9 protein-coding genes and 1 tRNA gene are annotated in these 15,095 nt (G+C 48.3%); 6 read left to right on the forward strand and 4 right to left on the reverse strand.

Annotated elements, in window-relative coordinates:
- Positions 1-9: 9 nt before the first annotated feature.
- The gene (locus B5D63_RS17320) at positions 10-3,123 is read right to left on the reverse strand and encodes a SusC/RagA family TonB-linked outer membrane protein (RefSeq protein ID WP_159456058.1); all 3,114 of its coding nucleotides are present in this window, start codon (positions 3,121-3,123) and stop codon (positions 10-12) included.
- A gap of 908 nt (positions 3,124-4,031) precedes the next feature.
- On the opposite strand from B5D63_RS17320, the gene B5D63_RS17325 reads away from it, so the two are divergent.
- Positions 4,032-4,691: a hypothetical protein gene (locus B5D63_RS17325; protein ID WP_078670025.1), complete on the forward strand. Its 660-nt coding sequence runs from the start codon at positions 4,032-4,034 to the stop codon at positions 4,689-4,691.
- 65 nt (positions 4,692-4,756) lie between these two features.
- Positions 4,757-6,841, forward strand: coding sequence for a glycosyl hydrolase family 28-related protein (locus B5D63_RS17330; protein ID WP_078670026.1), 2,085 nt, complete (start codon positions 4,757-4,759; stop codon positions 6,839-6,841).
- A gap of 168 nt (positions 6,842-7,009) precedes the next feature.
- Here the strand turns inward: B5D63_RS17330 and B5D63_RS35050 are convergent.
- Positions 7,010-7,081 (reverse strand) — tRNA-Arg (locus tag B5D63_RS35050).
- 48 nt (positions 7,082-7,129) lie between these two features.
- Complete coding sequence (locus B5D63_RS17335; protein ID WP_078670027.1) at positions 7,130-7,696, reverse strand: MarC family protein; 567 nt, start codon at positions 7,694-7,696, stop codon at positions 7,130-7,132.
- A 64-nt stretch (positions 7,697-7,760) separates the two neighbouring features.
- Between B5D63_RS17335 and B5D63_RS17340 the strand changes: the two genes are divergently transcribed.
- From B5D63_RS17340 to B5D63_RS17355, 4 genes are all read left to right on the forward strand, one after another.
- Positions 7,761-8,345, forward strand: coding sequence for a helix-turn-helix domain-containing protein (locus B5D63_RS17340; RefSeq protein WP_078670028.1), 585 nt, complete (start codon positions 7,761-7,763; stop codon positions 8,343-8,345).
- A 124-nt stretch (positions 8,346-8,469) separates the two neighbouring features.
- Complete coding sequence (locus tag B5D63_RS17345) at positions 8,470-11,679, forward strand: SusC/RagA family TonB-linked outer membrane protein (RefSeq protein ID WP_078670029.1); 3,210 nt, start codon at positions 8,470-8,472, stop codon at positions 11,677-11,679.
- A gap of 20 nt (positions 11,680-11,699) precedes the next feature.
- Positions 11,700-13,286 (forward strand): SusD/RagB family nutrient-binding outer membrane lipoprotein, encoded by a 1,587-nt coding sequence (locus tag B5D63_RS17350; RefSeq protein WP_078670030.1) that lies wholly within the window; start codon positions 11,700-11,702, stop codon positions 13,284-13,286.
- A gap of 189 nt (positions 13,287-13,475) precedes the next feature.
- Positions 13,476-14,777, forward strand: a complete 1,302-nt coding sequence (locus B5D63_RS17355) for a DUF5690 family protein (RefSeq protein ID WP_078670355.1) — start codon at positions 13,476-13,478, stop codon at positions 14,775-14,777.
- A gap of 62 nt (positions 14,778-14,839) precedes the next feature.
- On the opposite strand, the gene B5D63_RS17360 is transcribed toward B5D63_RS17355, so the two are convergent.
- Entirely contained in the window at positions 14,840-15,055 is a 216-nt protein-coding gene (locus tag B5D63_RS17360; protein WP_078670031.1) for a Sec-independent protein translocase subunit TatA/TatB, read from the reverse strand.
- Between the last annotated feature and the right edge of the window lie 40 nt (positions 15,056-15,095).

The raw sequence follows: 15,095 nt of genomic DNA on the forward strand, positions 1-15,095 counted from the left end.
TTTTGTTTTTTAGAAACCGAACGTTACGCCAACCTGTATAGACCGGAAGTTGGGGAAAGAGTATACATCGATACCTCTTCTAACGGGGTTGTTTACACGTGCGCTGGCTTCAGGGTCCAGGCCAGAGTAGCTGCTGATGGTGAAAAGGTTTCTGCCTGTGAGGCTGATCTGCGCTGTGTTGATGAATTTGTTGGTGAGGAATTTGTCCAGTCTGTAGTTCAGCGTGAGGTCACGCAGTCTCAGGAAGGAACCGTCTTCTACGAAAACAGCGTTGGTGGTGTTGGTATTGTAAAGGCTGTTGTAATAAGCTACAAAAGCGCCGGTCTGACCGTTGATGGTAACAGGTTTTTCCAGGTCGCTGCTGATTTTATCAGCGTACAGCCATTGGCGTGTCTGGTTGTAGATCTGACCGCCATATACCCAATCTAATTGGAAGGACAATGTGAGCTGACCGTTGAAGGTGAGGGTATTGTTAAAGCTCATGTTGAATTTCGGCGTAGGGTCACCGATTTTTTTATTTTCGGTACCGAACATTACAGCCTTGGTATTTTTATTCACAACATAACCATTGGGGCCTACTTCATAGTTGCCTTTTACAGCAGTAGCGGGGAGCTCATCGATGCTGGTGAGCGGTGTAACGCCAAAGAATGCACCAATGCTTTCACCTTCTTTCAGGACGAACTGACCTTCGCCGGAGCCGCCAATAGTGATGGGTTTGCCGTTGGAGATCTTATCAACAAGAGAGCGTTGTTTACCGAATTTAACGCCAAAGTTCCAGTACATTTTTCTGCTTTCCAGTACGTCCAGGTCGAAAGAGAACTGGAACCCGTTGGATTTGAGACTCAGCGCATTGGTCAGGATACCGCTGGCTCCTGTAGAAGGAGAAAGGTCGATAGCGCGGATAACGTTTTCCGAGGTCCTGGTCCAGTAAGTAGGATTGATAAAGATTTTTCTGAACCACATGCCTTTGTTTAGCTGCAGGCCGAAGTCGATACCTAATTCTGTTTCTTTAGATGTTTCTACTGTGAGGTCTGGGTTATTCAAAGTGCCTTTGAGAATAAGGTAGTTTGAATTTCCGATAGCGCCCTTTTCAAGCGTGATCTGACGGTCGTATACGCCCGGCTGGATACCTGCCGCGCCATACGCGCCTCTGATCTTCAGTTCGTAGATGCTGGGCACTTTCAACAATTCACCCACCCGGAAGTAACCGTCAGCGCGACCGAACGTAAAGGGTTTGGTACCGCGGCCGAAAGCGGAAGAGTAGTCAACCCGCACGCCACCGGAGATGCCGAACAGGTTGCCGTAGTCAATACGTTGGTTGATCAGGTAGCCGTAGGTAACGAATTCTTCGCGGAGTTCATCGTTGCTTTTGGAAGCGGCGTTGGCCAGGGTGTAGGGAGGGAAAGGAGCGAAGCCAACACCTTCCATGGTAACGTTGCCATATACACGTTTACGCCAGTCGTATGCAAACTGGGTGCTGGTGGTGATGGGAACTTTCATGTTGAAATCGCGTTCAAAGTCGGTTTTTACGAACAGCGTCAGCAAGGAGTTTTGTGTGGTTTCGTTATCTCTGTCGTAACCCAGCCGGCCGTTAAACGGATCGAGGCCTTTACCGGGAGTTAGTGTTTTTTCCTGGTTGTGGATAAAGTCGGAAAAATCATAACGATAGTAGTCGATACCGTATTTATAGTCTAATTCAATGAATCTGATTGGTTGATAGTTGAGGTTCACACCTTGTACTACACGGCTTGTTTTAGCTTCGTAGGTCCTGTTCTGGAAGGAGTAGTACGGATATACGGAGTTATCTGTCATGATGGTGTTAAACGGATAGTTGCCGAGGGAATCTCTGAACAGCAGGTCCTCATAAGGATAAGAGGACATGGCAGTACCGAGGCCGCTGTAGATGTTGTTCTGGCCCGTGATACCGCCGGTAGTATTCTTGGAGGTAATGAGCTGTGTAGTGGAACGGAGTTTAAGATTTTTCATGAGGTCGGCCCCTACGTTCAGGGAGAGGTTGGTCCTGCTGTAATCCCCGTTGATAATACTTGTTTGTTTAAGGTTTGAGACGTTGAGGGCGAAGTCCATGCCATCGCGGCCACCGGCGATGTTGATGGAATTGTTGTAAGTGGGAGCGCCGTTTTTGAACAACTGATCGACGTGATCGTAGGTAGGTTCCTTGAAGTTTTTATCTGTTACGGTATTAGGAGTGATGTCTCGGTTCGGCTGTGACCAGATGCCTCTGGCGTCGGGTTTTATGCGTTTCCCGGAAGGATCGATAATGTATCCCTCAGCATCGGTGGGGTAGTAGTGTTTGTTGAGGTATTTGAAGTTGCCGGTCAATACGTCGTCGAAACTAGCCCTTGAGCTGAAGTTGACATTTATTTTACCACTACGGGTACCCTTTTTGGAAAAGAGCTGGATAACGCCGTTGGCGCCCTGTGCACCGTAGATGGTAGCTGCGGCAGCACCCTGTACCACTTCCACTCTTTCTATATTGGAGAGGTCGAGGTCAGCGAGCCTGGAGGAGAGGTTACCGGAAGAACCGTTGGTGCTGTTGCCTGCGTTGATCTGCACACCATCGAGGAGTATCATGGGCTGAGTGCCACCCAGTGAGTTGATACCACGTAAGATGATCTGTGCCTGCTGGCCTGGCTGACCGGAAACAGAAGATATCTGTGCACCGGCGATTTTACCTACCAGTGCCTGGTCAATAGAGGCGGCGGGTACTTTAGGTAAATCTTTTGCAGACAACGATTCTACGGCGATAGCGACTTTTCTTCTGTCAGTAGCTGCACCCACACCGGTTACCACTATTTCCTGCAGACCTTTGGTGTCTATATGCATGGAAACATCCACGCGGCTTTTACCGGTAGTGGATACTGTTTGGTTGAGATAACCCACATAGGAAAACACCAGCGACGCATTGTCGCTCACCGGTATTTTGAAGCCTCCGTCAGGACCTGTCATGGTACCCGTTCTGGTGCCACTGATGCTGACAGTCACACCCGGTATAGGTGAACCGTCTTTTGCATCTGTGACTTTACCGGAGATTGTTCGCGTCTGAGCATAAGCATGCACAATACTGCTGGCCACGAACAGCCATAAGAGTAGCAAATTTTTCATGAGCAATTTAGATTTGATTTTCTGAGATAACATATAAAGACAGGAATTCCCCGACCACCTACAGTATATGGCTCCGAGATCAGTAAGAAATAAAGACAGATCGTCCTTGATTACTGTGGGTCACTCACGAGTATATATGTAAATGGCAATAGCAAAACCGCAGGCCTTGACAAGGCCTGAAAATGACAGTATGGATGTTTAAAAATGTCTTTAATTAAAAGCAAAAACAAGTGTTGCTACGATGCTGTGACTACTTTTTTGATCATAGGTTGACTTAGATTTATTGGTTGAAAAAGTACCCTTTCTCTTCACGGGCAACAGCACAATTTTTAGATTTATGATTTACTTCGCTGATATAGATTGTTTAGTTTCCAAACAATTTGGCAACATTATGGGCGATAAGGATTATACAGATTTTGGTTATCTAGTTGTATGTCTCCAAATATAGATAAAACCCTGCTATTCAACATAACACATTGGTGTTATAGAGAAGTTTACGAGAATATGCTTCAGTGCAGGCAGGTAGCATCAGGCGAAAATTCAGCAAATCACCGCAAATATTGAAACACTTACTGCGGATATCAACTGGCCGTGCGGGGCGTTTTAGGTTGTACTACTTTTACTTCAGTTTACAGGATGACGCTTAAGAAAAGAAGGTTTAACGCCATCCGGCATAAAAAATATCCACTGTTTGATGGTTTGCTGCCATTGATATCATGACTGTTCAACGTCAGAACACTGGCAGCAAACATCCCCCAAAGTTATGCTGTTAAAACGAATGAACAATACTGCGGCGTTATGCCAAAGTTCACAATCATAAACGACTAGTAACGTTAACCCAAATCAAAAAAACGCCCATTCAGTTCTCTGATGGGCATTTTTCTTATCTTTTAACGAGGCATTTTTACATGGCAAAGAAAATTTCAACAGGCGACATTTTTTACTGGAAACAGGAAGGGCATCCCCGCTATATTTTTGGCAGGGTGCTGTTTGATGTGGACCGGCAGCTGAAAAATGTAATCGTCGATAAAGAGAGTTATTTTAACAGTTATGCCGGTTGCCAGCTGGTCGAAATATTTAAAGGAATATATGCTTCCACCTCTCCTCCTGATAACCCGGAGATATTGATCCCAAGGGTGTTTGTTTTTCGTATGGACCTGAAGAGCCATCAGATGGAATGTGGAAAAGCCGGATACAAGGAAGTAGATATTACCAAAGTAGAGTTTCCGGAGGTCGTAGGGAATGCTTACAATGAGGTGAGACTGATGAGAGGTGAATTGTATTTCCGTACCGCGATAAAAGATGCCGTGGCGTATCCTGGCATACTGCCGGGAGCGGAGTTTCCGGCGGTGATACTGGACGCGGCATTGGCACTACAGGGGAGAGAGGATTTAATAGAAGGGGAATATTATCCCGAAAGCCTCACAGACCTGGACCTGCATTACCATCCGGATTTACGGCAGAAGATTTACCATGACCTGAAAATAAGTCCCGATGTCAGTTATTATGAACTGGCGAAAGAAATGGGGCGGGATTTGGAGCGGTTGTATGCAGTACATAAAAAATAGCTTCGGCGCGCAGGTATGATGCGTAGTGGTCTGTTATCTTAGTTTGGTAACCAAATTGATGTAGTATGACAACAGAGACAATCAGTATTTTAAAGACCACCGCCAGTACCCAACAAAATGAGCATTCCTTTGTACTCGGTTATTATGCCGCAGGTGATGGTGGCGGAGGTGATTTCTATTGGGATAACACTTCCGATCAGGGAAACAACGATGGCACCATTATTTCGGTTGCAGGTCAGGGAAGGTGGAAACGGCTCGTGACAGGCGGCAGCATTAATGTGAAATGGTTTGGCGCGAAAGGCGATGGAGTATACAACGATACGGATGCCATTGCTAAAGCTGCAAAAATTATTGAAGATAATGATGGTGGAACGTTGATTTTTCCCGGAGGCACTTACCTGGTGGGAGGGCAGCTTTCCGGCCAGCCGGGCATATACCTGGCACCGAAACCTATTGTTTCAATTGCCAATTGTAAGGGAAATGTGAGCATTATTGCTGAGGGATGTAAAATTAAGTTTGTATCGGGTTTGAAGTTCGGCACCTTCGATCCTGCAACAGGGGCACCGTACTTTCCGCCGCTCCCTTTTCATATATCATCTTACAGGGCGGATATTGGCTCCTTTATTGACCTGGAAAATAATAGTAATGTTTCTGTATCGGGTTTCACTATTGATGGAAATATCCAGCAACAGATTATTGGTGGCGCATGGGGAGATGCTGGCTATCAGTGCCGGCATATTGGTGTGCGTTGCCTGGGAAATGTTTCGGTGGAAATATCCGATGTGGTAGCAGAAAACTTCGGCCTCGACGGGGTATACCTGGCACAAAATGTAGGCTTTTCTGAAACCGGCAACCACACCAGCAGTATTCTGGACAATGTCACTTGTCAGTACGCGGGGCGTAACGGATTATCCATTGTGGGCGGTACCCATCTAACAGCGAGATGTAGTAAGTTTAATCACACAGGAAATGGTATTATACCGACATCTGCACCGGGAGCCGGTGTGGATATTGAACCGGAAGAGCAATACATCGGGGAGGTCGTATTCAATAATTGTGAGTTTATCAATAACGAGCGCGTAGGGTTGCTCGCATTGGCGCATGCTACAAATATTAAGATCGAGAACTGTTTGTTTTGGGCCATCAATGGTTTAGCTGCGGAGTGCCACAGTGACAGGCTACACTTCGCTGATTGTACCATTTACGGAAGCGTATCCCTTTCTCCATATACAGAAATAAAAGAGGTGAGTAACTTTTTGAAGTTTACCAGGTGTCATTTTGAAGACAGAAAACACCCGGTATATGGTGGGAATCAGTCAGGCAAGCCTATGCTGACAAACAACGGCTGCCTTATTGATGCCTGTACGTTTAAATATACCAATAGCAATATGATTGCTAATAACACCACGATGGCTATCAACGTGAACCTGAGCTATATTACCGATTCCTTTCTGATATTTTCAGACAACAACAGGCCTGACGGGTCTGCCATCTTGCAGCTGTTCAAAACCAAGTTCTCCCGTTTTACCGTTATAAATGATCTGCCTGCGCAGCCTGTCAATGGCTATTATATTAGTGATAATGGGAACAATACCTTGGAGGATTACTGCGAAGGGGACTCGACTATCATCTCCACGACAGCTGGTAACAACATATTCTGGCAATCCGTTTCTGGAAAGAAGACATCTCTGTATAAAAGCGGGAACCTGTCACTGAGTGAAAAATCTGTGACCCTGAGCGCAAATTATACCTGTACCGATATGGGGCATGAAAAAGTGTTCATAGATGCAAGCGGTGCAACAAGAGTGGTAACACTGCCGGCTGCCAGGGTGCTCAACACCGGCTATTGCAAGACTATCAAGAAGATTGACAGTACCGGCAACGCTGTTACAATTAATTGTTTCAGCGGAGATGTCATCCCGGAATTGGCGGCGGCCACAGTGTCATTATTGGGTACAGGGGATTTAATTACGTTGCAGGTAGTCTCAAACGGAGCCTGGAGAATTGTAGGCAGCATGATTAAAGCCGGGACCTCACCCGATTCAGCACTATCAGCCGGAACTAGTTATTCCCAAACGCAGGTACAGGGCATCCTGAACGAACTGAGAGACCTGAAACTTAAATTGCGTACAGCCAGGATATTGTCCTGAGAAACCTACCGGGCGCTATATTTTGGGGTACACTGGGGTACATTTTGGGGACATTTTTGCTTAATTTCTCTTTACTCCCCTTTACCGCTCTTTCCTCTGAAACCCACGCCCATAAATGAAAAACGCCCAAACCTAGTAAAGCTAAGTTTGGGCGAATTAATGTTTTAGTAGCCTCGTCAAGAATCGAACTTGAATCTGGAGCTTCGGAAACTCTTATACTATCCATTGTACTACGAGGCCAAAAGGGAACGCGAAGTTACATTTTCTCCTGAATAATCCCAAATTACATTAAAGATTGATATTACTTTTAAAAATTTTTACAGCGATAGCCAGCAGGATCACCCCGAAAAATTTACGCAGCACCATCAGTCCGGCCTTTCCCAGCAGGCGTTCTATGTAGTTAAGGCTCTTTAAAACCAGGAAAACGATCAGCAGGTTCAGCACGATACCGGCGAAGATATTATACTCCCCGAAGTTGGCTTTGAGCGACATGATGGTGGTCAGGGTGCCGGAACCAGCGATCATCGGGAAAGCTATGGGGACGATACTGCCGGATTTAACGTCCTGGCCGCTCTTGAAAAGTTCAAGCCCCAGGATCATTTCCAGGCCGATCACGAAGATAACAATGGAGCCGGCTACCGCAAACGAATGCACGTCTACGCTGAACAGCCGGAGGAACTGCTCGCCTACCAGCAGGAACAGCACCATCAGGAAGCCGGAAGCAAGCGTGGCCTTGCCGGCGTCGATATGCCCCAGCTTCTCCTTCAAAGATACCAGCACTGGGATGGAGCCAACAATATCTATAACGGCAAACAGTGTGAACGCGATGGCTAGAATTTGGTCGATACTGAACATGCGGCAAATATATAACGTAATGCATTAGCTTTCTCTCCCTATATTTGTCCCAAGACCGACCTATATGACCGAGGATATTATTATTCAGATCAGTAACAGGATCAAAGAAAAGCGGAAAGCCAAAGGCATTACCATACAGGAACTGGCTGATAAGGCGGAAGTCAGCAAAGGCCTTATCTCTCAGATCGAGAACAACCGCACCGTGCCTTCCCTGCTGGTGCTCATCAATATCATCCGCGCGCTAAACCTCGACCTGAATGAATTTTTCAATGAAATAGACCAGCAGTCGCAACAGGCCAAGGTCATCATCAAACAGAAATCCTCCTACCAGGAGTTTGAAAAGGAGCCAGCCAAAGGGTTTCAGTATAAAAGAATACTCACCAAAAACGTCAAACATTTCCCGGTGGATATCGTTATGCTGGAACTGAAAAAAGGAGCCCGCCGTTCCCAGGTCGTTAAAACCGACGCCTATGAATATAAATACATCATCAAAGGCAAAGTGGAATACCTGATCGATAACGAAAAATATATCCTCGAAGAAGGTGACTCCCTCTTCTTCGACGGCCGCCTGGGCCATAAACCCGCTAATATCGGCGAAGAAACCGCGCAGATCCTCGTCGTTTATTTCTTCCTCGAATCAGAGAAATAGTAAACTTTTTTGACCTATTATATACAAATACTTAACGTTAAATTTAGTATATCTTAACATTTCCATCATATTCGAACCTAACCTTTGCATGGTAATCAACATTACCCCCTTAATCTAAATTGCCATGCAAGCAAACCTACGACAGGCACTTACGAAGTTATGTGCCCTGCTACTGCTGTTGCTGAACGTATCTACAGCAACAGCACAACAAGCCGTTACCGGAAAAGTCCTTTCGGCCGACGATCACCAGCCGGTCATCGGCGCTACCGTGAAGGTAACCGGCGCCAACAGAGGAGCAGTCACCGATGCCAACGGTAACTTCAGCATCACCGCCAGCGGCACAGATATCCTCGAAGTAAGCTCCATCGGCTTCCTGACGGGTAAATTCCCGGTCAACAACCACAACTTCCTCTCCATCGTCCTGCAGACAGACAAAAAAGCGCTGGATGAAGTAGTGGTAACGGCACTGGGCATACGTAAAGAAGTGAAACGCGTAGGCTACGCGGTACAGGAAGTCAAAGGCGCCGATCTTGTGAAAGCCAGGGAACCCAATCCCATCAACGGGCTGGTAGGTAAAGTGGCCGGCCTCACCGTAGGAGCCTCGGCGGAACTCCTGGCCGCCCCCATGGTACAGCTCCGCGGTAATAACATCAACCTCTACGTGGTGGACGGCGTACCTATCAACTCCGATACCTGGAATATCTCCCCGGACGATATCGAAAGTTACACCGTCCTGAAAGGTGCTACAGCCTCCGCCCTCTACGGTTCCCGCGGCCTCAACGGCGCCATCATGATCACTACCAAAAAAGGCTCCAGGGACAAAAGAGGCTACGCTATCGAATTCAATTCCAGCACCATGTTCGAAAGAGGCTTCAACGCCATTCCCAAAGTACAGGACCTCTACGGCCCCGGCGATCACGGTAAATACGCGTTCGTAGACGGTAAAGGCGCCGGCGTCAACGATGCCGACTACGACGTATGGGGACCGAAATTTGAAGGCCAGCTCATTCCGCAATACGACAGCCCTATTGATCCCGCTACCGGCAAACGCACCGGTACCCCCTGGACAGCCCGCGGGAAAAACAACCTGCAACGCTTCCTCCGCACCGGCATGCTCAGCACCAACAACCTCGCCGTTTCGGCACATACTGAGAAAGCCGACCTGCGCTTCTCTCTGTCTAATTCCTACCAGAAAGGCATCGTTCCCAATACCTCGCTCGATATCGTCAATTTCAATATCTCCGCAGGCTATAGCTTTTCCCCCAAACTGCGACTGGAAGGCTACCTGAACTATAACCGCCAGGCCAGCGATAACTTCCCGGATGTGACGTACGGCCCCAACAGCCTTATCTATAACACCGTTATCTGGGCAGGCGCCGACTGGAGCATGGACGACATGCGCAACTACTGGCAGCCGGGCAAAGAAGGCATTCAGTCCATCTACGCTGAATACCAGCGTTATCACAACCCCTGGTTCATGGCCTACGAATGGCTGCGCGGTCATCATAAAACAGATCTGAACGGCTACGCTAAACTGACCTACAAACTGTCAGACAAGCTGGAACTCATGGCCCGCACGCAGGTCACCAGCTATGATCTTGTCCGCACGGAGAAAATGCCCTATTCCGCCCACCCTTACGGCCGCGAAGAAGGCAAAGGCGACTACCGGGAAGACAAACGCTCCCTGTACGAAAACAATACCGACGTGATGCTGTCCTATGCCAATGTATTTCCGCACAAAATAGGTATCCGTGCATCCGTAGGCGGTAACGCGCGTTCGTATAAATATAATTCCAGCTTCGTTTCCACCAGCTACCTCAACGCACCGGGATGGTATGGCTTCGGAAACTCCCGCGATCCATTGTTTGCTACCAGCTACAGCGCACCCATGCTGGTGCTCAGCGCCTACGGCTATGTGGACATCGACCTGGGCAAATACGCTACAGTGTCCCTGACCGACAGGCTGGACAAAGCATCCAACCTGCCCGTAACACACAACACCTATTCTTACCCTTCCGTATCCCTCAGCACCGTGGTGTCTGACTATGTACACCTGCCGGAAGTGATCTCTTTCCTCAAATTCCGTGGCTCCTATGCCAACGTGAAAGGCGGCTTTACAGTACCGACCATCGGCGCCACCCCGGAAGCCAGCTATCCGCTGGGTTATGGTACGGAATACCAGTCCTCGTACGACGGTCCCCGCTATAACACGCCCGTGTACAGCGTGTCCCCGGTATATGGCAACCAGGCCGCGGCCTATTATGCCCGCGTGATTGCCAACCCCGACCTGCAGCCGTTTACCAGTAAAGTAACAGAAGTGGGCATGGATATCCGCTTCCTGAAAAACCGTATCGGCGTAGACGCTACTTACTTCTCCAACCTCAACGGCCCGCGCATCTATTCCCTGCTGCTGGCCCCCAGCACCGGCTATTCCGACTATCTCGTGAATGGGGTGAACACCCGCAAAACCGGTTATGAAGTATCCGTAAACGCTACCCCCATCAAGAACACCCGCGGGCTCACCTGGACGGTAACCGCCAACTGGGCCACCTTCCAGGAGAAATACGTGAGCATCTACGGAGACCAGACAAAACTGAACGCCTACATCGGCGCAGGCGACCGGGTGGATAGATTCTTCGGGACCAAATTCGTCAGAACGCCGGACGGCCAGATCATCAACGGCCCCGATGGCCGCCCCATCGTGAATCCCACGCAGCAATACCTCGGTAACGCCAGCGCCGACTGGGTATGGGGCATCAATAACAGCTTCCGGTACAGAGGCTTCAATCTCAGCTTCCAGTTCGATGGCCGCGTAGGCGGACAGATGATCGACTATATTCAGCAGCAGACTTTCCGTGGCGGCCGTAATATTCTTACCACAGAAGGCGCCATGGGAGATGCCCGCTACCAGGACTATAAAGGCGTGAAGTCATGGCAGGGGGAAGGAGTGGTGATCACCAACAATGTCCCCATCCAGTATGATAACAACGGTAATGTTACGAACGCAGATAAACTGCAGTTTGCTCCTAACACTACCAAAACTTTCCTGCAGGATTATATCAGCGTATACTATAAAACCAACGAAGCAAACCTGATCAGTAAAACTTTTGCCAAACTGAGAGAAGTGACACTGGGCTACACCCTGCCGGAAAGCCTGTTGAAAGGTACTTTCATCCGTTCGGCCAATGTTTCTTTCGTGGGCAGGAACCTCCTGTATTTTGCCAAAAATAAAGATGTGGACCTGGACCAGTACCCCGGCGCCGACCAGGGTTCTTCCACCCTGCAAACACCGACTACGCGCCGGTTTGGCTTTAATGTTAATCTCACTTTCTGATCCGCTTAAACACGCATTGTATGAAATCACTGAAAATAGTTGCCTTTGCTGCGCTGGCCGGTATCGCCCTCAGTAGCTGCAACAAAAAGTTTGAAGATTATTCCGTCAATACAAATAAACCCGCGAAGGTGCCGCCAAGCCTGGTATTAGGCGGTATCCTGGGAGATATGAATGCAGACAAACCCTGGAGCGCGGTGATGCGCTGGAACCAGTTTGACTGCTGCAACTATAACTATTATGGCGACCAGCGTTACGATTGGAACGGCGCCGATTTCGCCAGCTATTTCTCCCTGACCAATGTGCAGCAGATGGAAGCAGAAGCCATCCGCCTCGGCGGAAAGGACGTGAACCCCTATAGCGCGCTGGGGAAATTCGCCCGTGCCTTCTTTTACTACCGGCTGTCCAGCCTTGTAGGGGACGTGCCGCTGAAGACCGCATTGCAGGGCAAAGACAATATCGCGCCAACCTACGACGCGCAAAAGACAGTGTTTGTACAGGTCCTGCAATGGCTGGAGGAAGCAAATACACAGCTGGCCGCACAGATCGCCAATCCGGATAAATCCAATACCGCCGAAGGGCAGGTGCTGAAAGGAGACTTTTATTATGGCAACGATCTTACAAAGTGGCAGCGCGCCGTGAACACCTTCCGGCTGAGGGTATTGATAGCGCTGAGCAAAAGAACAGGAGAGTCAGATCTTAACATTGCGCAGCAGTTTAAGGATATTGTTGGTAATCCTTCCAAATACCCCTTGATGGAGTCGATGGACCACAACATGCAGTTCATCTACAACAATATCAACAAATACCCTTCCAACCCGGATAACCTCGGCTTCGATGCTACCCGTTACAATATGTCGGCCACCTACCTGAACACGCTGGTAGCACTGAAGGACCCAAGGGCCTACATCACAGCGGAACCGGCCACCAAACAGATCAACGAGCTGCATAAGCTGCCTTCGGATATCACCGCCTATGTGGGTGCTTCTTCCGGGGAGAGCCAGGAAGATATGTCTTCCAAAATGTCTAACGTAGATACCGCCGCTTATTCCCTGCGCAGCAGAAACCGCTACTATAGCAGCTATGCGGCCGAGCCAGGCGTGATCGTCGGTTTTCCTGAACTGTGCTTTAACATGGCGGAAGCCATTAACCGCGGCTGGGTTACCGGAGATGCGGAAGCATGGTATAAAAAAGGTATCAAAGCTTCGCTGGGTTTCTACGGTATCCCTACAGAAGTAGCGGGTACCGTAAGCAAAACGTATAAGGGTACACGTTATGACATACCGTTCAGTTTTGAAAGTGGTTATTACCAGCAGGCTGCGGTGAAGTATCAGGGCAACAATGCGCAGGGGTTAACACAGATCCTGACGCAGAAATACCTCGCGTTCTTCGAAAACTCCGGCTGGGAGGCCTATTTCAACTGGCGCCGTACGGGGGTGCCTACCTTCCTGACAGGTGCTGGTACGGGCAACAGCGGCATGATCCCCAAACGGTTCAAATATCCGGACACCGAAAGGGCAGCGAATACCGTTAACTGGACCACCTCGCTGAAAAGCCAGTTCGGCGGCACTACAGATGATATTAACGCGGCGATGTGGCTTGTTAAATAAATAGGATCATCATCTAAGTAAAAAGAAGGGCTGACCTAACCGGTCGGCCCTTCTTTTTATACCGCTTCTCATCGCCCGGGTCTTTAGCATTACTACTCTTGTTTTAGTAATACTTAACAATTAGTTCAGTATTGCTTAACAATTAGTTTACATTGGATAGGCACCTTTGACCCAAATACCTGAATGGAAATGCTGACTATTCCCTGGATACAAAAGCGGCTGGAGCGTGCGCCGAATATTGTTTTGTCTTTGTATGCCGCATTGGTGGCCTTTGGCACCTATTCCTGCATGTATGCTTTCCGGAAACCGTTTACCGCGGGAATATTTGAAGGGGTGTCCTTTCTGGGGATAGACTACAAAATCTGGCTGGTGATCAGTCAGACGATAGGCTATGCCTGCAGTAAGTTTTATGGTATCCGGTTTATTGCGGAAATGAAGGGCAGCAACCGCGCGCAGTACATCATGATGCTGATCCTGGTTTCCTGGGTGGCGTTGCTGGGCTTTGCGCTGGTACCGGCGCCATATAACATCCTCTTCCTGTTTATCAACGGCTTTCCCCTGGGCATGATCTGGGGATTGGTGTTCAGTTACCTGGAAGGCAGGCGGAGCACGGAGTTTATGGGCGCGGTATTATCCATCAGTTTTATTTTCTCTTCCGGTTTTGTGAAATCAGCCGGGAAGATGACCATCCTGTCCTGGCATGTATCGGAGTTCTGGATGCCGTTTGTAACGGGACTGTTGTTTTTAGGGCCTATCCTGGTGTTTATCCTCTTGCTGGAGCAGATACCGCCGCCGGGCGCGGAAGATGTGAAGATGCGCACGAAAAGGGTGCCAATGAACAAGCAGGAGCGGAAACGTTTCCTGCAGACATTCCTGCCAGGCCTGGTGCTGTTGATAGGCAGCTATGTATTGCTGACTGTACTGCGCGATATGCGGGACAATTTTGCGGCAGATATCTGGAAAGACCTGGGGTATGGCACAGACACAGGCATCTTCACCCGTACGGAAATACCGATATCTATCGCCATTATTGCTATTATGGGAATGCTGGTTTTTGTGAAGAACAACTATCAGGCGTTTATGCTGAACCATGTGATCGTGATCTCCGGATTCCTGATCGCGTTGGTGAGCACGCTGCTGTTCCGGCAGCACCGGTTGGATCCCGTATGGTGGATGACGCTGACAGGATTAGGTTTGTACATGGGGTATATTCCTTTCAATTGTATCTTCTTCGAGCGACTGATAGCCGTTTTTAAATACGCCAGTAATGTAGGCTTTATCATGTATGTGGCCGATTCGTTTGGATATCTGGGTAGTGTAGGAGTGATGCTGTTCAAGAACGCCAGTCATATGCCCTTGTCCTGGAGCCAGTTTTTTGGAGATGCCGTACTGGGCGTTTCTGTTACAGGAATAGTAATGATGGGGGTATCTTCCTGGTATTTCAAAAAAAAGTATAATGGCGACAGCCTCAAATTAGGAATAGTGAACTAAACAAAAAAAAGCGAAACTGAATTTCAGTTTCGCTTTTTTAATAGCTTTCTTATTCACGTTATTTATGCCTTAGGAGCTTCAGAAGCACCTTTTGATTCTTTTTTGGGTTCATCTTTGGCATCTTTGAACTCGCGTATGCCACTACCCAAACCACGCATTAACTCAGGTATCTTTTTACCACCAAACAAGAGGAGAACTACCAGCGCAATCAGCAGTAATTCTTTGATACCGATTTCCTGCAGGAACAAAAACGGAATATTCAAAAGTGATGTTGCCATTATAAACTGTTTTTTATTGTGTGCTTTTAATATACGGCGA

Origin of the sequence: Chitinophaga eiseniae (genome assembly GCF_900167135.1) — a bacterium.
Taxonomy (GTDB): Bacteria; Bacteroidota; Bacteroidia; order Chitinophagales; family Chitinophagaceae; genus Chitinophaga; species Chitinophaga eiseniae.